Origin of the sequence: Parerythrobacter aestuarii, assembly GCF_030140925.1 — a bacterium.
Lineage (GTDB): Bacteria > Pseudomonadota > Alphaproteobacteria > Sphingomonadales > Sphingomonadaceae > Parerythrobacter > Parerythrobacter aestuarii.
Map to the genome: position 1 here is coordinate 316,551 of NZ_JARBWD010000001.1, position 23,971 is coordinate 340,521.

A 23,971-nucleotide genomic window follows, 5' to 3' on the forward strand; every position below is an offset into this window, starting at 1 on the left:
TCGTTTTCGCGGATGTGCCCCGCAGTGTTGTCCTGTCACTAGGGATATGTGGGTGAATTGCCGCTGAATTCATTCTGTTCCCAATTGAAAGCCAGCCTCACCGGGATGGGCGGTCGGCAGCGATCCGGCCCTGCTCCAGCGTCACTACGCGCTCGGCGGTCTGGGTAAGGGCACCGCGATGGCCAATGATGAGGATGGTGCGCATGCCGCGCATGGCAGTAATGGCCCGGGCGACAGCCTCGTCTGCGGCGCGATCAAGCGCGCTGGTGGCTTCATCGAGGATCAGTAGCGCCGGGTCGCGCAGCAGCGCGCGGGCCAGCACAATGCGCTGCCGCTCGCCGCCCGAAACATGCTGCCCGGCATCGCCGATGGGGCAATCCAGCCCATTCGGCAGGTCGAAGACGAAACCCGCCGCCGCTTGCTCGAGCACCTGCCCCAAGCGCTCATCCGAAGCGTCGGGATCGGCCCACAGCAGGTTCTCGCGGACACTGCCATGGAACAGCGCCGGCCGCTGGTCGACATAGGCGACTTGCCGCCGCCACGCGTGTCTCATAGCTGGGTCAAGCAGGACGCCGTCGATCGCGATAGAGCCGCTGTCGGGCGCAATCAGGCCGCCGAGGATGTCTGCCAGCGTACTTTTGCCGGCCCCCGAATGACCGATCAGCGCCACAGTTTCGCCGGCGCGCAATTCGAGGTTGATATCTGAGACAGTAGGCGTGCCTTCGCGATGCGACAGGCTGACACCCCTGAGCGCGATCGACTGCTTGAAAGCGGGTGCTGCAGCCAATTCTCCGGGCGGATGTTCTGCCGCTGCCTCGGCTTCGCGGATCAGGCGATCCGCTGCGATGACGGCGGGTGCGGCATGCGCCCACAGCTGCCAGCTGTCGAGCCAGGCCCCGAGCTGGGGCAACGCGCGCGCGAACAAGGCAACCAGCGGCAAGGCGACCATAGCGGGTACGTTCCAGCGGGTCAGCGCGAACCACACCAGCACTGCCGCCAACACTGCCGAGCCGACCTGAAGCAGCGCCCGGCCGCGAGCGTTGTCGGCAGCAAATCCCACGCGGACATCGCGCAGGCGGCGGAACCCCTCTACGACCTTGGCATGCACGGCGTCTTCGCGCCCGAAGCTCTTGATCGAGCGCAAGCTGTCGAGGTTCTCTTCCAGCAGGCCGTGGATCCCGCGATACTGCGTGCTGAGCGCTTCCCCCAGGCTGCGTGCCCGCCGCCGTAGGCTGCCGTAAAGAAGGAACACCACGGCCCCGATGGCTGCCCCGACCACTGCCACTACAGGCGATATCGCCAGGGCGGCCAGGCCGATCGCGACCAAGCCGACGCCGATCCGCGCCAATGCGCCCAGCATGTCGATCGCGATGGCGGTCCGGTCGATCTCGGAGATCAGCAATGCGCGACTTTCGCTCTGCCGCATGGCGGACAGAGCTCTCCAGTCGGCTGCGAGCAAGGCTGCCAGGGCCCTGGCGCGCAGGCCGTCGACGATAGCAATCGATTGCCGCATGGAGATCACCAGCCGGGCATAGTCCGCTGCGGCCCGCAGGATCACAAGCCCGGCGAACACTGCCAGCAGCACTCCCAGCGACGGCTCCCAGTTCATCGCATCGAACCAGCGATAAACCGGTGACAGGAGACCGCCACCGTCCTCCTCCCCGACCACCAGCGCCAGCAGCGGCACCAGCAGCACGAAGCCGATTCCTTCCGTCAAAGCACCCAACACCGAAAGCGCTACGACAAGCGCTATCCGGCGTCGGTCGGCGAGTTCCAGCAGGATGGCGAATGTCTGGCGCGGCATGATGCACGGCGGGCTAGCAGGGATAGCGACGCTTGTCTCACCCATCGGTGTTCTCAGAGTTCGTTGAGCCCTTCGACAACACCGACGAATTGCGCTGCCAGCAGGCCCCGCGCGAGGCCCTGGGTATAAGGCAGGTTGTCGAACTCGTCGCTGCTGTCGCTTGCGGGGAAATTTTCCAACATGCTTTTCATGCGGGCTGTGTCGAGCAGCAGGGCGAGCTGTGGATGCCGTTCGATCCGCTCGAGATAATCAAGCAATTCGCTTTCTCGCGGGGCCATGTGGGCATGCCAATCTGCGCCGTGCCGACCATAGCGGCTTTCGAGCCGTTGCTCCTCCGGCATCCTGCCCTTCGCCAGTTCGCGCGCCAGCCAGCGGTGAACGCCATCGCGAACAAACATCCTTGTCGGCAGTCTCATGCAGTATTCGACCAGCGGTCGATAGGCCGTCACGTCGCGATAGCGCAGCCCATAGCGCAGCTCGAGCGCCAGAGTGATTTCGGCGCATTCATGGTCCTGTTCTGCGAGGTCGCGCCTGGCCGCCTCAGCCCGGCTTCTGGCAAAGGCAAAGCCTTCCCATGCCGGTGCCGAACCTCGATCCCTTGCTCGCCGCCGATAGGCGACCCTCGCGCGCGCAGAGAGCGGTGAATTCCACGCGAGTACGTCGCCACGAGCAGGTCTTACCAGTCGCTTGACCCAGACCCGCAAGGCGCGCGGCAGGTTGGGCAGCAATCCGAGTGCGAGAAACTTGCGCCAGAAGGGGCGCGGATCGTTGGCGCGACCGTGCAAATTGCTGGCCAGTCGCTTCCAGCGCAGCCCGCGAAAGTCCTCGGCATAGGACCAGCGCCCGTCGGCGCTGAAAGACTGGTTGCCAAGATCGGCCCCGAACAACCAGTCGCAGCCCAACGACCGGGCGGCTTCCCACACGCCATGGTGAGCGCCAAAATGTGCCAGCCCCGGATTGAAAGTGCCTGCCAGCGTAGCGATCTCGCGGAAGCGGTGATCGAAGCCGCCTTGGGCGGGCTCGGTGCGGTGGACGCGCAGCTGCTCATGCATCTTTGCGAACCGCTCGACCATCGGCCATTCCCTGTCGAACATGCCGGGCATGGTGCCCGTGCTATCTGGCGAGGAAGCATCGAATGTAACGCCATGCAACACTTGCCCGCCATCCATTTGACGCAGCAGCTCGTCTGCAACGGTGGAGGAATCTAGTCCGCCAGAGAGCGCGAGGGCAGGTTGGTTTGCAGGCCTCAGCGCCGCGTCGCAGGCATCGGCTAGCAACTGCGAGACCCGCTTGAGCACTTCGTCGTCGGTTGCCGTTTCGGTGGCGGGAATGCCACGCCTCGCATACCAACGATCCATGTGAGTGCCGCTGCTGCAGAGAGTAACAATGCTACCCAGCGGCACTCGCGAGATACCGGCGAAACCGCTGCCGGCAGGGTCGATGGCGATATCCATTGCCAACCGGTCGGCGATCTGCTCCCAATCAAGAGTCTGGGGGTACCCAAGGGCAAAGAATGCGCCCGGGAGACTGGCAGCCATCAAAGTTGTACCGATCCGCCCGTGCAGGAGAGGCGGGGCGCCCAGCGGTGAACGGGCAAGGCGGAGCGCCCCGTCCGGCAACGCTGTAATGGCTGCGTAGTGGCCGATGATATGTTCGTCAGCGGTCGCCCCCCAAGCGTCGATGGCGGCATCATAGAGCGCTGCGGGGTCGTCCTGGTCTACGCCCAATAGATCGGCCAGCTCCAAATTATTGTCGATCCAGCCGTCGAACAAGGTGCGCCTCGCGAAACCGCATCGTTCGCGCGCACCGACCAGCACGGCCTTGCCATATTCCTGCGAACCAGGTTCGAGGCCGTGTTGACCGATCCAGCGATTGAGAATGCCCAGCGCTGTTGCCGGGATATGCAATGGGTCGAGAACAGCCGCCAGCATATCAGGAGGGCAAGGCTAGCAAGAACTTCCGACTGGACCGATCGATCAGGATTTCCCGGCTACCGGCGTATTTCCTCCCGGATTGACCTGGGTCAATGGCGCCGGGCTGCCGGCGACATCCGAAAGATCGCCAAGGCACACCAGCTGCGGCCTTGTCCAGGCCGTGCGTGCGCCCTCCAGAGGTCGTTTCGAATGCATTGTCCTAGCTTCTTCCAGCAATCCGATCAAAGACTTGTTTCCGTGACGTCATACCATATAGCTTATGAACGCGAAGTTGACGCCTAAAAGTCTCAAGAATCCCCGAAATTTTACAAGGTTTGGCAGCTGTCACGATCGGCAGATGAAGTCGGCGGTTTCCAGCTGGTGAAGAAAAGCGTCGAGGTCGGCCTCCAATTCTGCAGTGGATGCGTCGAATTCTGCTGCAAGCTCCTCGAGGAGCGCACCCCTGTCGCGCGTTCCATCAATCTTCTGCCAGATGGCGAGCCCGGTATCCTTGAGCGAGAAGAACTGTCCCTTGTCGAGGCTGACGATCACGATTTCGTCATCGACCATGGTCTCGATGAAAGTTGACGTACATTTTTCTATTCCGGGCATGGGTCGGCACTTAGCCCGCCCGCTAACACTTGCAAAGCAGTGCGAGACCAAGCCCTTTGTGGATAAGGGCCCGCTCTGCCTGTCGGGCGATTCCACGCCGCGCTAGAGGTGGGCGAGTAGCCCCAAGGTGGATTTGCACCCGCAAGCACGGCCTCGAGACCCGCACATGCCCACGCCGCTTATTTCCCCCTCAATCCTGTCGGCCGATTTTGCCCGGCTGGGGGAAGAAGTGCGCGCGATCGACGAGGCCGGGGCGGACTGGATTCATGTCGATGTGATGGACGGGCATTATGTCCCCAACATCACGATCGGCCCGGCGGTGGTGAAGGCGCTGCGCCCGCATACGAAGAAGCCGTTCGACGTCCATTTGATGATTTCGCCAGTCGATCCCTACCTCGAGGAATTCGCCGACGCCGGGGCTGACATCATCACTGTCCACCCCGAGGCCGGCCCGCATACCCACCGCACGCTGCAGGCGATCGCCAAGCTGGGCAAGAAGGCCGGCGTGGTCCTCAATCCCGGGACGCCGGTCGAAGCGCTCGACTACCTGATCGATCTCGCAGACCTGGTGCTGGTGATGAGCGTCAATCCGGGGTTCGGAGGGCAGAGCTTCATCGACAGCCAACTGAAGAAGGTTGAAGCGATCCGGGCGCTGATCGAGCAGACCGGAAAGTCGATCCATCTCGAGGTCGATGGCGGGGTCAATCCGGAAACGGCGCGGCAATGCGTCGATGCCGGGGCTGATGTACTGGTGGCTGGCTCTGCCACCTTCAAGGGCGGCCCGGGCCAGTATGCAGCCAATATACGGGCGCTGAAGGGACTCGGCGGATGACTGACGTCACGACCCGCACTCCCGACATCGAAACGACAGGGCAAGTCGGCGAGCAGATAGCGATCCCGCTTGGCGATGGGCCTGAAGAGAAAGCGCTCGCCCGCCCGCACGAGCACATGGTCACCGAGCGTGTGCTGGAACCTTCGCGTGCACTTGTCCCGCTTGACCTGGCTGCCCCGCGGCTCAGCCCGGCTGAGCGGCTGATGCGGCTGGCCTACCGCGTTGGTGTGCCGGGCAAGACGCTGGCCGCGCCGTTCCGCAAGGCCAACGGCCTGCGGCTGCTGGCGACGGTCGAAACCCCGCTCGCGGGCGAACGCGCCGCGGGAGTGGCGCTGAGGGCCGGGCATTTTCTTGTCCATGGCGTCAAGGCACCGATCGGACAGGTCGATTTTGCTTCGGCCAGTGCCAAATTGACGCCGCCGTTCGAACGGGTGGTGCATGGCTATGGTTGGTTGCGCGACCTTGCCGGATGCTGCCCGCGCGAACAGGCTGCGCCGGTTGCGCAGCGAATTCACGCGGCCTGGCTGGAGGCCAATCCCAAGCCAGGCAAGGCAGCTGCCTGGGATGTCGAGCAAGTCGGCCATCGGCTCCTTGCGTGGCTGGTCAACGCACCACTGCTGATGACCGAAGAGCCGCTGCGCGGGAAGACACTGGCAGCCATCGAAGAAAGCGCCCGCTGGCTCGATCGCAATGTTACCAAGGCGAGCGACAGGCTGGGCGAAGTCGCCGGCTGGACTGCGCTGGCCGCCGCCGGGCTGCTGCTGTCCGACGGCAAGCCCCGGCGGCTGTATGCCGAAGCCGGCCTGGCCCGCGCGCTGGGTGACCTGATCGCCGAAGACGGTGGGGTGCTTTCACGCAGTCCGCTGGCACAGATGGATGCGCTGGCGCTGCTGGTCGAACTGACTGCCTGTTACCACGCCATGAAGCTCGATCCGCCGGACGCGCTCGCAACGATGATGGATCTGCTGGTGCCGCCCTTGCTGACCCTTATGCATGGCGAAGCCGGGCTTGGCAGCTGGCAGGGAGCCGGTGCGGTTTCGGCAGAGAAGGTCGCCGGGCTGATCCGCGCCAGCGGCGTGCGGACACGCCCGCTCAAGGATGTCCGTCAATGGGGCTTCCAGCGCGCCACCGGCGGCAAGACCATCCTGCAGTTCGACGCCGCCCCGCCGCCGCTGCCGCGCCATGCCCGCGCTGGCTGCGCTTCGACGCTGGCGTTCGAGCTGTCGAGCGCCGGCCAGCGCATAGTGGTCAATTGCGGCGGCGCAGCTTTCGCCGGGGGGCAGGTCCCGCACCGGATCGAACAGGGCCTGCGCGCCACGGCAGCGCATTCGACGCTAGTGCTCGACGACGCCAATTCCACCGCCGTGCTGATCAAGGGCAAGCTGGGCGCCGGGGTCAATGAAGTCGAAGTCGATCGTCGCGCCATCGGCACCGGCCGTGGCAGCGCGACTCGGCTCGAGGCCAGCCACGATGGCTATGCCCAGCGCTTCGGCCTGATGCATCGCCGCATCCTTGTGCTGCGCGACGATGGCAGCGAGCTGCTGGGTGAAGACGTGCTTCTCCCAGTCGGCAAGCGCGGCAAGACCGGCAAGATCGGCTATGCCATCCGCTACCATATTGGGCCGGGCATCGAGCTCAAGCTCTCGGAAGATCGCAAGGGTGCGGGCCTGGCCCTGCCCGACGGCACCTATTGGCAATTCCGGGTGGGTGGTGAATTCACCGGTGAAGTGGCGATCGAAGAAAGCCTGTGGGTCGATGGCAATGGCCGCCCGCAGCCGATCGAACAGCTGGTGGTACAGGGCATGACGTCACGCAGCGGGGGCTCGTTCTCCTGGCTGCTCAAGCAAATGGGGTGATTTTCACGTGAGCGATGTTGTCATCAAGCGGGCGCTGCTCTCGGTGTCCGACAAGAGTGGTTTGGTCGAGCTGGGCCAAGCGCTGGCCGGGCATGGGGTCGAGCTGGTCTCGACAGGGGGGACGGCCAAGGCGTTGCGCGATGCCGGTCTCGACGTGAAGGACATCTCGGAGGTGACCGGTTTTCCCGAGATGATGGACGGGCGGGTCAAGACACTGCACCCCAAGGTTCATGGCGGCCTCTTGGCAGTGCGCGACAACCCCGAACATGCCGCCGCCATGGCCGAGCACGCGATTGGCGCGATCGACCTGGTGGTCGTCAATCTCTATCCCTTCGAAGCCACCGTGATGCGCGGGGCGGAGCGCGACGAGATCATCGAGAATATCGATATCGGCGGCCCGTCCATGGTCCGCTCTTCGGCCAAGAACCACGCCTATGTCACCATCGTCACCGACCCGGCGGACTATGACACGCTTCTAGCGGAGATGGCGGATGGCGGCGCGACGTCGCTCGACTTCCGCAAAGCGATGGCGGCCAAGGCCTTTGCTGCCACAGCGGCTTACGATTCCATGATCAGCCAGTGGTTCGGTTTCGCCGACCAGCAGCAGCTGTTCCCCGATTTCCTCGCCGTCAATGGCAAGGCCCCGGTGACCTTGCGTTATGGCGAGAACCCGCACCAGAAGGCCGCGCTCTATACCCCGGTCGGCCCGCACGGACGCGGGATCGCGCAGGCCGAACAGGTGCAGGGCAAGGAGCTTAGCTACAACAATTACAACGATGCCGATGCTGCGCTCGAGCTGTGCGCCGAGTTCAAGGGCGGCGATCCGGCAGTCGTGATCGTCAAACATGCGAACCCCTGTGGTGTGGCGCAGGCTGGCACGATGCTGGAGGCATGGGAAGCAGCGCTGGCGTGTGACAGCGTGTCAGCATTCGGCGGGATCGTCGCAGTCAACCAGCCGCTCGACGGCCCGACGGCAGAAGCAATCTGCAAGATCTTTACTGAAGTGGTTGTCGCCCCCGCTGCCGACGATGCTGCGCGGGCAGCTTTCGCCGGCAAAAAGAACCTGCGGCTGCTGTTGACGGGCGACCTGCCCGATCCCCGCCGGGGCGGGCTCTCGGTCAAGCCGATCACGGGAGGGCTGCTGGTCCAGAGCCGCGACAACGGTGCGATCACGCAGGAAGAGCTCAAGGTCGTCACCGAGCGCGAGCCCACGGAGCAGGAGCTCAAGGACTGCCTGTTCGCCTGGACCGTGGCGCGGCACGTGAAATCCAATGCCATCGTCTATGCCAAGGACGGCGCGACCGCCGGCATCGGCGCGGGCCAGATGAACCGCCGCGACAGCTCGCGCATCGCAGCCATGAAGGCTGCCGAGGCTGCGGAAAAATACGACTGGTCACAGCCCAAGACAGTCGGCAGCGCGGTTGCTTCAGACGCCTTCTTCCCGTTCGCCGATGGCTTGCTCGCCGCAGCCGAAGCGGGCGCAACCGCAATCATCCAGCCAGGCGGCTCGATCCGCGACGATGAAGTGATCGAGGCCGCCAACAAGGCCGGCCTCGCCATGGTCTTCACCGGGATGCGTCACTTCCGGCACTAATCGGCAATCGATCGGGATGATCCACTAGCAATTGGGATCGTTTGACGGGCAAACTTTCTGGTTTCCAGCGGGTGATTGGGTTTTCGTTGGCGCGGGCATGTCGAACCGGCAGCCCTGGTAGAGGATTGTCTGACCATTCTGGGCAGAAGCAACAGGTCGGCCGCCCGGGCTACTCGAAGAACGGACCTGGCAGGATACATCGCGATAATAGCGGAACACCGCCTTCCCATTCGGCTGCTGCCAGTTTGACACGGGCCCGGTGTACCAATCTGCCGGTGCCTTGTGCGACGGGCAGTAGGAGAGAGCGAAATCCTCATCAATTTTTGCAGGGCTGTTTTGTGTAAAATACGATGGGGATTTCGACTGCTCGAAAGCGTAGTAGTCCTGCTCGACCAGAACGGTGGCAGTCGCATATGTCGCACCCCTGTCATCGCACGAAAGCAGTGGAGGCGGGGCCGCTTCGCCCGATGCTGTGCTATCTGCGACAGCCTCTTCTTGCTCTTCAGCCCCGCTACTGGCCGGAGAACTGCCGGAATCGGTGCAGCCAGTAACAAAGACTGTGGCAAGACACATCGATAGAGCAATACTATTGTTCAAATGACCCTCCATTCTTCTGATTTATTAGAGAAGAGTATTAATTCCGATGTGTCAAGTTGGAGATGATCTAAGGTGCAACTCGACCCTTACACTCCATCAAGTTTTACAAATGCCCCGTTCGCCTTGTAACCTCGCTCGCTCTCCGCTCGAATGAACGGAAGGCAACGGCAGCATTAACCGCGTTGCAAGAGCTTATGGTTTACACGGGGTTTCAATCGGACATTTCCAATGACGGACACTCGGCATGCGCCTCATCAAATCGGACCTTTCGCAGAACTTCGCTATCGGCTTCGCCATTGGCGCGCTGATGGTAGCCGTCCAGATCGCACCGCTCGAACTGTCGAGCCTGCCGCAGGCGCTCGCCGCGATCGTCGCGGGCTGACGCGGCTCTTCCCGCTCCTTGCCGCCGGCAGCCTCGCACTGGCGGGCTGCAATGCCCCGCTGACGGCGGCTGAGAACCACTTCCTCGCCCCAGCGCCCAAGGTCACCGCGAAGGAACGGCCTGGCCTCAAGACGGCGATTTTCGCCGGGGGATGCTTCTGGGGCATCGAAGGTATCTTCAGCCACACCAGGGGCGTGCAGAGCGCCGTCTCCGGCTATCATGGCGGGAGCAAGCGGCAGGCCAGCTACAACCTGGTTGCCAGCGGCATGACCGATCACGCAGAAGCGGTGAAGGTGGCCTACGATCCCAAACTCGTCAGCTATGACCAGCTGGTGCGGATCTTCTTCTCGGTCGGGGCCGATCCTACGTTGAAGAACCGGCAGGGCCCCGATGTCGGGACGCAATATCGCGCTGCCCTGGTCCCCATGAACGGCGAGCAGCGCAAGGTCGCCGCAGCCTATCTCAAGCAGATGCAGGCATCGGGCAAATGGTCGCGCCCGATCGTCACGCAGATCGAAGACTACAAGGCGTTCTACCCGGCCGAAGAGTACCACCAGGACTTCATGGCAAAGAACCCCAACCAGGGATATATCGTGCGCTGGGACAAGCCCAAGGTCCGCGCGCTCGCAAAGCTCTTCCCCCAGCTCTATCGCCCGACTTTCAAGCGCGACTGATCCGGGCCAGCCAGAGATTGGCAAAAGCGCGTCATGCGCCATATATGGGCGTCATGAGCGAGCATAAACATCACGAGCACAGCGGGCACGACCTGGTCCAGGCCGCCGAAGCGGCGCTGACGCAGGCCGGCGAGCAATGGACCGGCATGCGCGAATCCGTGTTCACCGAGCTGGCGAAGCACGATTGCCCGGCCTCGGCCTATGACATAGCCGACAACCTGTCCAAGTCGCGCGGCAAGCGGGTCGCCGCCAACAGCGTCTACCGCATCCTCGACCTGTTCGTGGCCAATAACCTTGCCATGCGGGTCGAGAGCGCCAACGCCTATCTCGCCAATACCCACCCGGGCTGCGAGCATGACTGCATCTTCCTCGTCTGCGACGAATGCGGTGAAGCAACCCATGTCGACCATGACGGGGTCTCACGCGAAGTGCGCGGTGTTGCCAAGGCCAACAAGTTCCAGGCCCGCCGTCCCATCATCGAAATCCGGGGTATCTGCGCCGCGTGCCGATAAGCGCAGCGAGGGGGCAAGCGCAGGTGCGGGTGCTGCCTCGCCTGCTGCGTGCGCTTCCCTATCCACTTTGGCCCCTGCTGTTACTTGCCTGCCTGGCGCTGCCTTTTGCCACCCGCGCGCTGCCGTTCACTGACGGGATCGAGCGCGCGATCCACGATCTCTATCGCTTCGCTCTGGCGCCGACCGTCCCGGAAGAAGGCAGCGATCCCGACATCGCCATCGTTACATATGACGACGCCGTCGCCCGTGCTTCCGGTAAGCTGAACCCGGTCGACCGGGCAACGTTGGCCGAGGCGCTGGGGGCGATCGAGGGTGCCGGGGCCAAGGCCATCGCCATCGACATGATCTTCACCCTGCCGACCAAGGACCAGCAGGTGCTGATCGACCGGTTGCGGTCCATGACCATCCCTGTCTACCTCGCCTACGCCGACCCGGAGCGCGACCGCGTGACCTATTGGGCCCCTGAGGTCGATAGCGAAGCGAGGCCTTATCAGGATTCGTTCTTCGCCAGCCTTGCCGGAGGCAAGGTCGAGCCGGTATCTCCTGCAGTAGGGACCGATGAGGCCGGCATTGCCCGGCGCTGGCCCCGCTTTGGCGAAGGCGGGAAGCCTCCGCTGGCATTCGCCATGGCCGACCTTCCCCGACAGTCCTACTCCGGCGGGATCGGTTTCACGCGGCTGACCTCGGAAGCGGCAGCAGGCGAAGGCGTCGAATACAGCCATGTTTTCCCGACCTTGCCGATGGACCTCACGGTCGACCCTGACCTGGCCGATATCTTCCTCCCGACCCTGACCGGCAAATATGTCCTGGTCGGTGCCGATACCTTCAACGACGACCAGCATGCGACGCCGATCACCCGTATCGCCGGTGACGTGCAAACGCCGGGCGTGACAATCCACGCGCAGATGCTGCGGCAGGCGCTCGATGGCCGTTTCCCGGTGCCGCTGTCGTCGTGGCTGGTGGCGCTGGTGGCAGCGCTGGCTACCATCGCAGGCGTGGCAAGCGCCATGATCGAGCGACGCGCGGCGCTGCTTTGGGCTCTTGCGCTGGCGCAGTTCGCAACGCTTGCCGCATTGCCGCTGGCGCTCAAGGCCGCGAATATCGATTACCTTGGCCTGCCACTTTTCGGCTTTGCTCTGTCCTGGCTGCTGGCCTTTGTCACGGTCGGCTATGCGTTGCGCAGCCGCACCTCCATCGAGCGCGCTTTCGCGCGTGGCGCGCTGGGCAAATTCCTGCCTGAGAAGGTGGCGAAGCAGATACTCGATCAGCCAGCCCTGCTCGACCTGACCGGCGAACAGCGCGACCTGTGCATGATGTTCACCGATCTCGAAGGCTTTACCCGCTTCAGCCACGGGCGCGAACCGCAAGCGACAGCGGCTATCCTCAACCGCTACCTCGAACAGATGAGCGGGATCGTGCTCGATCATGGCGGCACACTCGACAAATATGTCGGCGATGCGCTGGTCGCGTTCTGGGGCGCGCCCATCGCAAGCGACGATGATGCCGAGCAGTGTGTTGCCTGCGCAATGGCGCTGCATGCGGCGTCCGAACGGCTGCGGGCGGAGATCGCGGCGGAGTATGGCGATACGCTGGGCCGCACGCGGATCGGCCTCCATTGCGGCAGCGTGGTGGTCGGCAATTTCGGCGGCACGCGGCGGATCCAGTACACCGCGCTGGGCGATGCGATGAATATCGCGGCACGGCTGGAAGGAGCGAACAAATATCTCGGCAGCGACATCCTCGCTTCGGGCCAGATGCGCGCACGGGCACCGAATTTCGCCTGGCGTCCGCTCGGCAGGGTTGCGGTATCAGGGGTCGATACTGCACTGGACCTGTGCGAGCCGGTGGCCGGGGAACGCGCCGCTTACACCGGGGATTGGATAGCTGCTATGGGCCAAGCGGAGCGAGGCGACGATGCAGGCGCCCATGCCTTGCGAAAGCTGGCATCGGCCCATCCCGGGGATGCTGCCTTGCAGGCGTTGGCAGGACGGCTCGACGCGATAGCAGGAGGCGGGATCCATGCCCTTGAATCGAAGTAAGTCTGTCCGTCCGATCCTCTTGCCGCTCGGCCTCATGATCCTGTCGGCATGCGCCACAACCGGAGCGACTGATGCGAACGGCGCCGAGACTGAGGAATTCACCGCCCCCATTGTGCTCTCCGCCGATACGCATGAGCCGCGATTTGCTGTCGGCGAAGCGCTCGCGCCAGATGCCGAAATCTGCCTCGTGCAAGGCGAAGCGCTGACGCTGCTCGATGCCGATGGCGAACATGTCCTGGCAGGGCCGGGCTGCAAGACGCCGGTGGCCGGCAATTTCCGCGAGGACGAGCCGCCTGAGCCGGAAACGATCGAGGTCGAAGATCGCGCGATCCGCGTCGCCGGGGGCAGCAATTCAGCGCTGGCACGATATCCCGCCGGGTCACTCGTCGACGAGAAGGATATCTGCCTTGAAGAAGGCGAGCAATTGTCAGTCGAAGGGCCCGACATCTCAGTCAGCCTCTCTGGCGCAGGTTGCTTCGGGCCTGCCGAGGTTGCCGCTCGGCTCGAAAGGGCCAAGATGCGCCGCGCACGAACCCAACAGACGCGGCAAGCCAGTGCTGGCAGAAATTTCAGCCTGCTCGGCCTTCAGCCGCGACCCGAGGACATGTTCGTCTATCGCGGGAGCAAGAGCGCGCTTGCGCGCTATCCACGCGGCACGCGCAAGGCGCAGTACCGGCAAATCTGCCTGAGGGGCAGCGAACGACTGACGCTGGTGAGCAAGAGCGGCCGCAAGCTGACATTGGGCAAGGGATGCGATAAACCGCTTGCACCGGATGAGGGTGGCAATTCGGGCGCAACCACTATCGGTCGGCTGGACCGGCGGTCGGGTGGTGGCGACTGGGCAACGGGGGCAGGGGAATGAGACATTCGAAGGGAGCGGCTGCGGCCCTGGTGTTTGCTTTGGCTGTGGCCGGGTGCCAGGCCACCAGCCCGGGCGGGGCGGAACCCGTGGCTGTGCCGCCGCCCCCACCGCCGCCGCCGCCTCCACCGGCGATTGGAACTGCGTCGACCACGCCCTATGTCGTGGTGCGGGGTTCGGCCAGCGCGCTCGAGCGCTTTCCGCGGGGGACGAGGAAATTCCTCAACCAGCAAATATGTCTCAATGAGGGCGAAACGCTGACGCTCGTCCATCCCACCAGCGGGCGGAAGGTGACCTTTGGCGGTGCCGGCTGCAACAAGCAGGCGCAGACCCCGGATGATGCACAGAGCGGTGCCACCAGCGTCGGCGAGTAGCGGTTCGGGCGCTTCTATTGGCAGGTCCGGCCAAACGGTTTCAGCGGCAACCTCTTCATCGACAAGCCAGATTCGAGCGTGTAACCCGAAGTCATGAGTTCATCACCTGAGACACCGCTCCTCGACACAGTCAAATACCCGGCCGACCTGCGCAAGCTGGAGAAGGAGCAACTGCGGCAGCTGGCAGACGAGCTGCGCGCTGAAATGATCAGCGCCGTCGGGGTCACCGGCGGACACCTTGGCTCAGGCCTCGGCGTGGTCGAGCTGACCGTGGCGATCCATTATGTCTTTAACACGCCCGACGACCGGCTGATCTGGGATGTCGGCCACCAGTGCTATCCGCACAAGATCCTGACAGGGCGGCGCGACCGTATCCGCACCCTGCGCCAGGGCGGCGGCCTCAGCGGTTTCACCAAGCGCAGCGAGAGCGAATACGATCCCTTCGGCGCTGCGCACAGCTCGACGTCGATCAGCGCCGGCCTCGGTTTCGCCGTCGCCAACAAGTTGCAGGGCCAGCCGGGCAAGGCCATCGCCGTGATCGGCGACGGGGCGATGAGCGCAGGGATGGCCTATGAGGCGATGAACAATGCCGAAATCGCCGGCAACCGGCTGGTGGTGATCCTCAACGACAACGACATGTCGATCGCGCCGCCGGTGGGCGGGCTGTCGGCTTATCTTGCGCGGCTGATGTCCTCCAGCGAGTACCTCGGCCTGCGCAGCCTCGCCTCGCGCATGACTGCCAAGCTCAGCCGCCGGGTGCACAAATCGCTCGGCAAGGCCGAGGAATATACCAAGGGCATGGTCACCGGCGGGACGCTGTTCGAAGAGCTGGGCTTCTATTACGTCGGCCCCATCGACGGGCACAATCTCGACCATCTGATCCCGGTGCTGGAGAATGTCCGCGACGCCGAGGAAGGCCCGATCCTGATCCATGTCCGGACCGTGAAGGGCAAGGGCTATGCCCCGGCCGAAAACAGCGCCGACAAGTATCACGGGGTTGCCAAGTTCGACGTTGTGACGGGCGAGCAGAAAAAGAGCGCCGGGGGGCCGCCAGCCTACCAGAACGTGTTCGGCGAAACGCTGGCCAAGCTGGCCGACAGCGATCCGCGCATATGCGCCATCACCGCCGCCATGCCGAGCGGGACGGGCGTCGACAAGTTCGCCAAGGCGCATCCGGACAAAGCCTTCGATGTCGGCATTGCCGAGCAGCATGGCGTCACCTTCGCCGCCGGGCTGGCGGCGCAGGGCATGCGGCCTTTCGCGGCGATCTACTCGACCTTCCTGCAGCGCGCTTATGACCAGGTCGTGCATGACGTCGCGATCCAGAACCTGCCGGTGCGTTTCGCTATCGACCGCGCCGGGCTGGTCGGTGCCGACGGCAGCACCCATGCCGGCAGCTTCGACATCACCTATCTCGCGACCCTGCCCAACATGGTGGTGATGGCGGCGGCCGACGAGGCCGAACTGGTGCACATGACCTATACTGCGGCGGAATATGACGATGGCCCGATAGCCTTCCGCTATCCGCGTGGCGGCGGCATAGGCATCGACCTGCCCGAGACACCGCAGAAGCTGGAGATCGGCAAGGGCCGGATCGTCAAGCAGGGCACCAAGGTCGCGCTATTGAGCCTCGGCACGCGACTGGAAGAAGCCCGCAGGGCCGCCGACCAGCTCGAAGCCAAGGGCCTCAGCACCACCATCGCCGACATGCGCTTCGCCAAGCCGCTCGATACCGATCTGATCGAAAAGCTGATGAAGACCCACGAGGTCGTCGTCACTGTGGAGGAAGGGAGCATCGGCGGCCTCGGCGCGCATGTGCTGACCTATGCCAGCGACGAAGGGCTGACCGATGCGGGGCTGAAAATCCGCACGCTTCGCTTGCCCGATAGCTTCATCGAGCAGGACGCGCCCGAGAAGCAATACGACCTCGCCGGCCTCAACGCCCCGCAGATCGTCGATTGCGTGCTCAAGGCACTGCGTCACAACAGCGCGGGCGTGGAAGAGGCGCGGGCTTGAGTTCCTTATTGCTCGCGTTGGCATTGCAAGGTGCGGCACCACCGGAGCCCGTTCCCTCATTCGAGGCCCAGCGAGCGGAGTTGCTTGCTGCAGCGCAAGCGTGCGGATTCTCTGAGTTCCAAGAGACACCCGACGATGATTACGGGTTGAACGTTATCGTCATCGCAGCCTCGGACGCCAGCGATGACATGTTGAGATGCCTTGCGGAGCGTGAACTGGAAAGCGGGGGTTTTGTCACGTTCGCTGGACAGTCAGGCCCGGATACGATCCATCATCGCTACCAGCATTTCCAGAACGAGGCCTATCGACCGAAGCTGGAAATGGATGCACGAGAATGGTTCGCCGCACGTCCAGAGTATGGCGAACCGCCTGTATTTGATCCAAATACCGATGACGGAGAAGAGTTTGCGCCTAGGCTCACCGAATTCTGTGGTGCCGCCAAGTGGATGACCTTCTCCTACTCCAATGGCACCTTCGTGCTCACACCAGTCGGAGGTGCGGTCATCGATGTGGCCAACGAGCAAAATATGAAGGCGGTGTCCTGCGTCCTGCGCCTTGCGCATCTGACTGGGGCGCCAATCGGATTCATTGGCAATGAACTGGACGCAGACAGCGCGAAGTGATCCGCACCCTTCTGATCCTTGTAGCGCTCTACGCCTTTGCCGCGCTGGGACTGACCCTGTTCCAGCGCAGTTTTCTCTATCCGGCACCGAGCGGCTCAGGCGGTGTTCCGTCGGGATTCGAAGTCAGCGAATATCCGACCGATGATGGCCTGACCTTGCGCGCCGGCTATCGCGCGGCGGCCAAGGGCAAGCCGACCATCGTCTATTTCCATGGCAATGGGGCGGACTGGCAATCGTCGGTCGTTGCGACGGACCGACTGGTGCCGCAGGGATATGGCGTGCTTGCGGCGGAGTATCGCGGCTATGCCAGCAATCCGGGCAGCCCGAGCGAGGAAGGTCTTTATGCCGATGGCCGCGCAGCGCTGGCGTGGCTGGACGAACGGGGACTGAGCCCCAAAGACATTGTCATCATCGGTAATTCGATCGGGTCGGGCGTAGCGGTGCAAATGGCACAGGAAGTGCAGCCCGCTGCGCTGGTGCTGATCTCGCCCTTCAACAGCCTCGAGCAGCTGGCGGGCGAGAAAGTGTGGTGGCTGCCCACCTCGCTACTGCTACGCGATCGCTATCGCAACGATTTGAAGCTGGGCACGATCGAAACGCCGATCCTTATCCTGCATGGCGAGGCGGACACAATGATCCCGGCGGCGCACGGGCGCCAGCTCGCCGCCGCCAATCCGCGCACTGTCCTGCAAACTTTCCCGCGCGCCGGGCACGAGCTGGCCTGGCTCGACCCGGCCGAGCAGCGGACGCTGGAGTTCCTCGACGAGGTGCTTGCTCGCTAGAGCCAGCGCCACACACCGGCGGCCCAGCCGCTGGGGTGGATATGCGCCCAGCTTGCCGCCAGCCAGATGACGGTACCGATGGCCCAGGTCTTCCAGCCGATCGCACCGATGTTCCCGAGTTTCGGCCAGTAGCTGGTCTTGCTCTCCCATGCCGCCCAGGCCTCGCCCATCAGCACTTCCTTCTTGCCGTCCTGCAGCCTAGCTCCGACCAATGCGAGGATTGCCAAAGCGATGGTTACAACCAGCGTGCGCGCTGTCGGTGCAGCGATGGCATGCGCCAGCGCCCATAGCGCAAAGCCCCACATCATCGGGTGGCGGGTGATGCGGAACGCGCCGTGTGGCTCCTTGAGAGCGGCTTGCTCTGCGCCCGGCGCAGAGAGTGCGGGATTGCCGACGAAGGACCCGGCCAGCAGCACCATCGCCAGCAGGGTCAAGACGCTCGCAACGGCCCAACTGGCATCGTCGAAGCCGGTCCACAGCGGCGTGGTGACCGGTGCCGCCTTGAAGGCGAAATACATCCATCCGATCGCACCGAAGCTGACCACGCTATAGGCGATCTGGAAGCCGTTAGCCCCCAGCGCCTTGACCATGGCGGCGCGCAGCGGATGCGACATCAGGAAGTGCGTGCCGACGAAGGTCGCACTGGCGGCGATCAGGGAAGCAAGTTCGGTACTCATAAGCCCTCCTCCCGATAAAAGGTTAGGCCATTAAGTAGCTATTTGCAACTTAAATAGCCGTCACCAGTCATATGCCTTGGGCAGGTCGCTCTCGTCGAGGTCCTTGTAGCGATCGCGTAGCCCGGTCTGGTGGTTGTCCTGCGGCTGCTCGATCCCGTCGATGAAGACGCGTGTCACTGCGCTGGAAACCTCCAGCGGGTCGCCGTCCCAGATCACCACGTCGGCGATGGCACCAGATTGGAGCACGCCGTAACGACCGCCATAGCCGGAGATCTCCGCCGGAACCGAAGTGATCGCCGCCAGCGCCTCGCCCCATGTCAGGCCCGTCGCACCCGGCACCTTGGTCAGAGCCACGAGATTACCCGCGAACTGCGCGGCGTTGCGCGGCTGCTCGCCGGTCCCGCCGCCGAGACCGCCAATGGCGACCTTGACTCCGGCCTTCGCCATGCGTCCGGCATTGCTCTGTGTTGCGCCGAGCTGTTCGAAGCTGACCGGCAGGTCTTCCATCGGATCGACGATCACCGGCACCCCTGCTGCGGCGATTTCGCCTGCTACCATCCATCCTTCGGCCACGCCCACCAGCACCAGCTTGAGCCTGGGATAGCTGCTGCGCAGGCCCAGCACCGAGCGGATATGCGCCGCCCGGTCGACCCGGACATAAAGCGGCTGCTCGCCCGAGATCACATTGCCCAGCGCTGCGGCATCGGCTTGTGTCAGCAGATTGTCTTCCCCGCTCCAGCGCCCGGCGGCATAGTCGGCCGCTTCGCGCAGGGCGTTGGCGAATTCGAGGAACGCCGCCGCGCGGCTGCCACCGGCGATCTGCCCGCCGCGCTCGCCCAGCGTCACGACCTGGAACGCGCGCGGCTTCATCACCGCCCGCGGGTCGGCGCCGGTGTCGATCATTGCGCCTTGGCCACCAAAGATCGCACTGCCCGGATTGGGTGCAACCGATGCGCGGGTAACCCCCGCGTTGCGGCCGACCGCCATATGCTGCGACGAAGGATTGACCGCGGTGGAGATGTCGAGCGCGGCGTTGAAGCGCGCGCCGCGTGCACTGGTATCGTTGCTCTCGCCGACTGCGCCGACATCGTAGAGGCCGAGGTCGGTCACCGGCATGAAGATGCCCGGCGTGACCCACTGGCCATTGACGTCATAGACGGTGTCGGTGCTCAAGCTGCCTGCGCCCGCCCGTGGCCCGGCGTAGGCAATCTTGCCGTCATCGACGATTACTACGCCATCCTCGACCGGGGCGCTGCCGTCACCGGTGGCGACAGTGGCGTTGACGATCACGAAGTCCTGCGCCGCCACCGGGGCGGCAAGGGCGAGGCTGGCTACTGTGCCGAGCGCGAGCGTGGTCAGGAGGCGGTTCATTTGACGTCTCCTTCACCCGGTTGGCCGAGCTCGAAATCGCTCACCGGCCGCCGCTTGGGGTCCATCGCGTCAAACATCAGCGCACCGTCGATCCAGACCTTCTCGGGCCGCGAATAGACGCTCAGCGGATTGCCGTTCCACAGCACCACATCGGCCATCTTGCCTGTCTCGAGGCTGCCGGTCATGCTGTCGATGCCCATCGCCTTGGCCGGGTTGAGCGTGATCCAGCCGATCACCGTGGCATCGGAAATGTCGATCCCCACACGTCGTCCGGCGGCCTGCGCCTTGGCGGCTTCCTGGTTCAAGCGCTGGATGCCGTTCTCGTCATCCGAGTGGATCACTACACAGGCCCCCTCGCGCTGCAGGAATGCGGCGTTCTCCTGGATCCCGTCGTAGCTTTCCATCTTGAAACCGTACCAGTCGGCCCAGATCGCGCTGCACACGCCGTTGGCCTTGAGCAGGTCGCCGATCTTGTAGGCTTCGACCGCGTGATGGAAGGTTGAAACCTTGTAACCCATCTCCTTGGCCATATCCATTACCAGCGCCATCTCGTCGGCGCGGTAGCAGTGATTATGGACCAGGATCTCGCCGTCGAGCACGCCCTTGAGCGTCTCCTTGGCGAGGTCGCGCTTCTTGCCATCATAGGCCTTGGCATCGAGCCAGGTCTGGCGGTTGACGGCAAAGTTGCCCATGCGCGTCGAGGGCATCCGCCCGCGATTGCCATAGACCCGCTTCGGGTTCTCGCCGCAGGCCATCTTGAAGCCATAGGGCGCACCGGGGAACTTCATGCCCTGCACCGTCCGTGCCGGGACATTCTTGAGCGTCACCGAACGGCCGCCCATGAGGTTCGCCGAGCCGGGCAGGATCTGCAGGGCGGTGATCCCGCCATTGGCCAGTGCGCGGCTGAAGCCCGGGTCCTGTGGCCAGACCGAATGTTCGGCCCAGACTTCAGGAGTGGTCGGGCTGGTCGCTTCATTCCCGTCCGAATGGGCGTCGACCGAGGGGGTCGGGTAATCGCCCAAATGGCTATGGATGTCGATGATGCCAGGGGTGACGAACTTGCCGGTGCCGTCGAACACCGCGATGTCGGCCGGGATCGGCGTATCCGGTCCGCCTACCGAAACGATCTTGCCGCCGCTGAAGAAGACGACGCCATTGTCGATCCGGTTGCCCGCCCCATCGAACACCGTCGCCCCGACGAGCGCGGTCGGGACGCCAGGATAGGGCGTGTAGGTCGAAGGGAAAGGCGCTTGGCCATCCTCGCCGACCGGAGCGCTCCAGTCGGTGTCGGCCGCCGAGGCAGAGTTGACGTCCTCTGCCGTACCTGTGGCGGAACAGGCGGCCAGCGCCAGCGCGCCTCCGCAAGTGAGTAACGCGCTTAGTCGCATGGCCCTGTGCCCCTTCAATTGGTCTCTGGTGTCGTCTTACGCCTTGGAGGTCGGGTGTGTGCCACCTTCCATGGCTTCGAGCCCGGCTTCCTTGGCACCTTCGAGATCTTCGTCTTTCAGCGTGTCGAGATGCATCAGCTTCTTGATCAGCGGGCTGATGATGAAGACCGCCACGCCGACGCCGATCGCGACCCAGCCGATCTGACTATAGACATCGAGCACCACCTGTTTGCCCGCGCCTTCACCCGAAGCCGCTTCGGAGCCTGTCGCCGCAGCGATCAGGCCGGCGACGAAGTTGCCGGTGGCCGAGGCGAAGAACCAGGTGCCCATGATCAGCGACGCCATATGCGCCGGGGCCAGGCGGTTCATCGCCGACAGGCCAACCGGGCTCAGGCACAGCTCGCCGGTGGTGTGCATCAGGTATATCAGGAAGATGAACAGAACAGGGGTCAGGTTGCCACCCAGTGCCGAACCGGCCACCAGCACCAGGAAGCCGCCGCCGAGCTGGATCAGCGCGAGGCCGAACTTGGCCGGGGTTGACGGTTCAAGGCCCCGACGGCCCAGCCATGTCCACAGCCACGCAAACAGCGGTGCCAGGAGGACGATATAGATCGCGTTGATCGACTGGAAGGTCGACGCGGGCCATTCGATGCCGAGGAATTCCCGATCCACGTGACGGTCGGTGAACAGGTTGAGCGAAGACCCGGCCTGCTCGAACAGTGCCCAGAACAGGATCGAACCTACGATCAGGAACATCGCGGCAAAGATGCGGTCGCGGTCTTCGCTGCGGTTGAGGAAGGACTGCCACACGACCACCACGAGCGACAGAGCGAAACCGCCCAACGCCAATTTGGTTGCATTGCTTTCATCGATGCTGCCGAGGAACATGCCAACAAAGGCAGCAATGGCCAGCAAGCCGCCCAGACCGAACAGAGCCACCGGCAGTGTCGGTGCCGCAGAATAGGAGCCATGGACGAAACGGAAAGTCGCCTCGCCCAGCACGTAGAGGATCAGGATGGTACCGCCCACGCCGAGAAGCGTCCCGACCACGGCCTGGTTTTGCACCAGCCACCAGCAGGTAATGACAGCAATCAGGCCGACGACATAGAGCAGCCATTCGAGCTTGATGCCCATGACCGGAGCGGCGAGCGCTTCGGGATTGCTCGATTCACCGCGGCCGAGCAGCAGCGGCTTGAACACAACGAACACGATCAGGCCCAGCAGCATGCCGACGCCGGCTGCGCCGAAACCGTAGGCCCAGCCGTACGTCTCGCCGAGATAGCCGCACAACAGCGAGCCCAGCGCGGCACCGAGGTTAATCCCCATGTAGAAGATCGTGTAGGCCCCGTCGCGGCGCACATCGGTGCGCGGGTAGAGCTGGCCGACAATCACGGAGATATTGGCTTTCAGGAAGCCCGAACCGACGATGATGAAGGCCAGAGCCAGCCAGAAGATATTGAGCGAGGCCGGATCTTGCCCGCCCGCTCCTTCAAAACCCATCAGGAAGTGGCCGAAGGTCAGGAGTATGGCACCATAGAGCACGGCTTTTCTTTGCCCGAGCCAGCGATCCGCCAGATAGCCGCCCAGCACCGGAGTGATGTAGACCAGCGCAGTGTAGGCACCATAGATGATGCCGCTCTCGCTGTCGGAAAACAGCCAGTGCTTGGTGAGGTAGAATATCAGCAGCGCCCGCATCCCGTAGTAGGAGAAGCGCTCCCACATTTCGGCGAAGAACAGGACGAACAGCCCCTTCGGATGTCCAAGGATGGTTCCCGCAGAATCGCCGTGCGGAAGTGATTGCGTAGCCATTGTTGTGAAAGCCTCTTTGTCTCGTACCCGAACCAGCAGGCCGCGTTCCCCCCCGGCCCTGTGCAATGTCGGGCACCCTAGCGCCTCATTTCGCGTTGTGAAGAATTTGTTTCAGGCGAAACCACCTTTATCGGCGCTGAAGCGCGGTTTGCAGATTGGCGACAGCGCTTGACCTGACACGCTGTATTATGGCACTGATGCACCTATGAGTACAGCAAATCGACCCGTTTACCTGCGCCTGCGCGACATGATCGCCGCCGCCATCATGGATGGCCGCTACCGCGAAGGCGAGATGTTGCCCTCGGTTCGCGCCTTCGCAGCCGAACAGGGTGCCAATCCGCTGACTGTGGCGAAAGCCTACCAGCAATTCCAGGCCGACGGGCTGGTGGAAGTGCAACGCGGGGTCGGCATGTATGTGGTTGAAGGCGCGGCGGAGAAATTGCGCCGGGCCGAATGCGATAACTTCCTGGCCGAGGAATGGCCGGAGATTCGCGATCGAATCCAGCGGCTTGGCATCGAGGTCGAGCAACTTTTGTCGCGTTCCGCCAAGGAAACCGCCTGAACTGCCAGCGGTTTATGCAATTTTCCTGCGCGAGGGTTTGCGCGTTTTGTAGATTTCTGCCACTGTTTCCATCGTCTTGACGGTTGGGCGCGTCGTTGATGACCAAGTTGGGGGCTTGCCACGGAGGAGCTCTCGCCAACCAATCATGCCGCGGCTATTCCAGCGCGGCGCGGAGGGAAGTCATGATCCGATCAGAACTGCTGCAGGCCCTTGCGCGCGACAATCCGGAATTGCGCGCCGAAGAAGTCGAACAGGTCGTCGATACCTTCTTCAACGAGATTGCCGAACGCCTGGCCGAAGGTGGCCGGGTCGAGCTGCGCGGTTTTGGCGCATTTTCCACCCGCGAGCGTGAAGCGCGACAAGGTCGCAACCCGCGTACCGGCGAGCCGGTCGACGTCCCGGCCAAACGCGTGCCCTATTTCAAGCCCGGCAAGGAAATGCGCAACGCGCTCAACAGCTGAGCTGTTTCCGACACAATATCCTGCGTTTCCTGTGGCATGAATTGCCGCTAGGGGGCGTTCTTGCGCCTTGCGGGTGTGGCGGAATGGTAGACGCCGGGGACTTAAAATCCCCTGAGCTTTGCTCGTGTGGGTTCGAGTCCCACCACCCGCACCAGTTTCTCGCGACTCAATCCAGTCCGGGGGACTGGATTGGCCGAGAAACTCCCAAGCGAAGCGCTAGAAGCGCAACGCCCG

22 protein-coding genes and 1 tRNA gene are annotated in these 23,971 nt (G+C 63.6%); 15 read left to right on the forward strand and 8 right to left on the reverse strand.

Annotated elements, in window-relative coordinates; genetic code table 11:
• Positions 1-97: 97 nt before the first annotated feature.
• The 3 genes from QPW08_RS01665 to QPW08_RS01675 form a co-directional block, all read right to left on the reverse strand.
• Entirely contained in the window at positions 98-1,849 is a 1,752-nt protein-coding gene (locus tag QPW08_RS01665) for an ABC transporter ATP-binding protein (protein ID WP_284123989.1), read from the reverse strand.
• Between the two features lie 8 nt (positions 1,850-1,857).
• Positions 1,858-3,735 (reverse strand): asparagine synthase-related protein, encoded by a 1,878-nt coding sequence (locus QPW08_RS01670; protein ID WP_284123991.1) that lies wholly within the window; start codon positions 3,733-3,735, stop codon positions 1,858-1,860.
• A gap of 327 nt (positions 3,736-4,062) precedes the next feature.
• Complete coding sequence (locus QPW08_RS01675; RefSeq protein ID WP_284123992.1) at positions 4,063-4,329, reverse strand: PqqD family protein; 267 nt, start codon at positions 4,327-4,329, stop codon at positions 4,063-4,065.
• Positions 4,330-4,495: 166 nt separating this feature from the next.
• Between QPW08_RS01675 and rpe the strand changes: the two genes are divergently transcribed.
• Genes rpe through purH form a run of 3 tightly spaced genes read left to right on the forward strand, consistent with a single transcriptional unit; the run spans position 4,496 to position 8,611 of the window.
• Positions 4,496-5,161, forward strand: a complete 666-nt coding sequence (gene rpe, locus QPW08_RS01680) for a ribulose-phosphate 3-epimerase (protein WP_284123993.1) — start codon at positions 4,496-4,498, stop codon at positions 5,159-5,161.
• Positions 5,158-7,017 carry a heparinase II/III family protein gene (locus QPW08_RS01685; RefSeq protein ID WP_284123994.1) on the forward strand — a complete coding sequence of 620 codons (1,860 nt, stop codon included), beginning with the start codon at positions 5,158-5,160 and terminating at the stop codon, positions 7,015-7,017. The genes rpe and QPW08_RS01685 overlap by 4 nt, the downstream gene beginning before the upstream one ends.
• Positions 7,018-7,024: 7 nt before the next feature.
• Positions 7,025-8,611, forward strand: coding sequence for a bifunctional phosphoribosylaminoimidazolecarboxamide formyltransferase/IMP cyclohydrolase (gene purH, locus QPW08_RS01690; protein WP_284123995.1), 1,587 nt, complete (start codon positions 7,025-7,027; stop codon positions 8,609-8,611).
• Positions 8,612-8,635: 24 nt separating this feature from the next.
• Here the strand turns inward: purH and QPW08_RS01695 are convergent, their stop codons facing one another.
• Entirely contained in the window at positions 8,636-9,208 is a 573-nt protein-coding gene (locus QPW08_RS01695; RefSeq protein ID WP_284123996.1) for a hypothetical protein, read from the reverse strand.
• Between the two features lie 244 nt (positions 9,209-9,452).
• Between QPW08_RS01695 and QPW08_RS01700 the strand changes: the two genes are divergently transcribed.
• The 9 genes from QPW08_RS01700 to QPW08_RS01740 all read left to right on the forward strand — a co-directional run bounded on the left by QPW08_RS01700 (position 9,453) and on the right by QPW08_RS01740 (position 17,469).
• The gene (locus QPW08_RS01700) at positions 9,453-9,590 is read left to right on the forward strand and encodes a hypothetical protein (protein ID WP_284126355.1); all 138 of its coding nucleotides are present in this window, start codon (positions 9,453-9,455) and stop codon (positions 9,588-9,590) included.
• 137 nt (positions 9,591-9,727) lie between these two features.
• Entirely contained in the window at positions 9,728-10,264 is a 537-nt protein-coding gene (gene msrA, locus QPW08_RS01705; protein WP_326521311.1) for a peptide-methionine (S)-S-oxide reductase MsrA, read from the forward strand.
• Between the two features lie 53 nt (positions 10,265-10,317).
• Positions 10,318-10,776, forward strand: a complete 459-nt coding sequence (locus tag QPW08_RS01710) for a Fur family transcriptional regulator (protein ID WP_284123997.1) — start codon at positions 10,318-10,320, stop codon at positions 10,774-10,776.
• Positions 10,777-10,799: 23 nt separating this feature from the next.
• The gene (locus tag QPW08_RS01715) at positions 10,800-12,815 is read left to right on the forward strand and encodes an adenylate/guanylate cyclase domain-containing protein (protein ID WP_284123998.1); all 2,016 of its coding nucleotides are present in this window, start codon (positions 10,800-10,802) and stop codon (positions 12,813-12,815) included.
• The gene (locus tag QPW08_RS01720; protein ID WP_284123999.1) at positions 12,796-13,677 is read left to right on the forward strand and encodes a hypothetical protein; all 882 of its coding nucleotides are present in this window, start codon (positions 12,796-12,798) and stop codon (positions 13,675-13,677) included. The genes QPW08_RS01715 and QPW08_RS01720 overlap by 20 nt, the downstream gene beginning before the upstream one ends.
• A complete protein-coding gene (locus tag QPW08_RS01725; protein ID WP_284124000.1) occupies positions 13,674-14,048 on the forward strand; it encodes a hypothetical protein in 375 nt (124 codons plus the stop codon). The genes QPW08_RS01720 and QPW08_RS01725 overlap by 4 nt, the downstream gene beginning before the upstream one ends.
• Positions 14,049-14,141: 93 nt before the next feature.
• Positions 14,142-16,064: a 1-deoxy-D-xylulose-5-phosphate synthase gene (gene dxs / locus QPW08_RS01730; protein ID WP_284124001.1), complete on the forward strand. Its 1,923-nt coding sequence runs from the start codon at positions 14,142-14,144 to the stop codon at positions 16,062-16,064.
• On the forward strand, positions 16,061-16,687 hold the full coding sequence (locus QPW08_RS01735) for a hypothetical protein (RefSeq protein WP_284124002.1): 627 nt from the start codon (positions 16,061-16,063) through the stop codon (positions 16,685-16,687). The genes dxs and QPW08_RS01735 overlap by 4 nt, the downstream gene beginning before the upstream one ends.
• Positions 16,684-17,469 carry an alpha/beta hydrolase gene (locus QPW08_RS01740; RefSeq protein ID WP_284124003.1) on the forward strand — a complete coding sequence of 262 codons (786 nt, stop codon included), beginning with the start codon at positions 16,684-16,686 and terminating at the stop codon, positions 17,467-17,469. The genes QPW08_RS01735 and QPW08_RS01740 overlap by 4 nt, the downstream gene beginning before the upstream one ends.
• Here the strand turns inward: QPW08_RS01740 and QPW08_RS01745 are convergent.
• Genes QPW08_RS01745 through QPW08_RS01760 form a run of 4 tightly spaced genes read right to left on the reverse strand, consistent with a single transcriptional unit; the run spans position 17,466 to position 22,714 of the window.
• Positions 17,466-18,146 carry an NnrU family protein gene (locus QPW08_RS01745; RefSeq protein ID WP_284124005.1) on the reverse strand — a complete coding sequence of 227 codons (681 nt, stop codon included), beginning with the start codon at positions 18,144-18,146 and terminating at the stop codon, positions 17,466-17,468. The genes QPW08_RS01740 and QPW08_RS01745 overlap by 4 nt on opposite strands.
• 60 nt (positions 18,147-18,206) lie before the next feature.
• Positions 18,207-19,517, reverse strand: a complete 1,311-nt coding sequence (locus QPW08_RS01750) for an amidohydrolase family protein (protein WP_284124006.1) — start codon at positions 19,515-19,517, stop codon at positions 18,207-18,209.
• Complete coding sequence (locus tag QPW08_RS01755) at positions 19,514-20,905, reverse strand: amidohydrolase (RefSeq protein WP_284124007.1); 1,392 nt, start codon at positions 20,903-20,905, stop codon at positions 19,514-19,516. Before QPW08_RS01755 ends, QPW08_RS01750 begins: the two co-directional genes overlap by 4 nt.
• A gap of 36 nt (positions 20,906-20,941) precedes the next feature.
• Entirely contained in the window at positions 20,942-22,714 is a 1,773-nt protein-coding gene (locus QPW08_RS01760) for a peptide MFS transporter (RefSeq protein WP_284124008.1), read from the reverse strand.
• Positions 22,715-22,919: 205 nt separating this feature from the next.
• Here QPW08_RS01760 and QPW08_RS01765 point away from each other — a divergent pair, with 205 nt between their 5' ends.
• From QPW08_RS01765 to QPW08_RS01775, 3 genes are all read left to right on the forward strand, one after another.
• On the forward strand, positions 22,920-23,276 hold the full coding sequence (locus tag QPW08_RS01765; RefSeq protein ID WP_284124009.1) for a GntR family transcriptional regulator: 357 nt from the start codon (positions 22,920-22,922) through the stop codon (positions 23,274-23,276).
• Between the two features lie 182 nt (positions 23,277-23,458).
• Positions 23,459-23,737 carry an integration host factor subunit beta gene (locus tag QPW08_RS01770; protein ID WP_284124010.1) on the forward strand — a complete coding sequence of 93 codons (279 nt, stop codon included), beginning with the start codon at positions 23,459-23,461 and terminating at the stop codon, positions 23,735-23,737.
• 69 nt (positions 23,738-23,806) lie between these two features.
• Positions 23,807-23,891 (forward strand) — tRNA-Leu (locus QPW08_RS01775).
• The last annotated feature ends 80 nt before the right edge of the window (positions 23,892-23,971 follow it).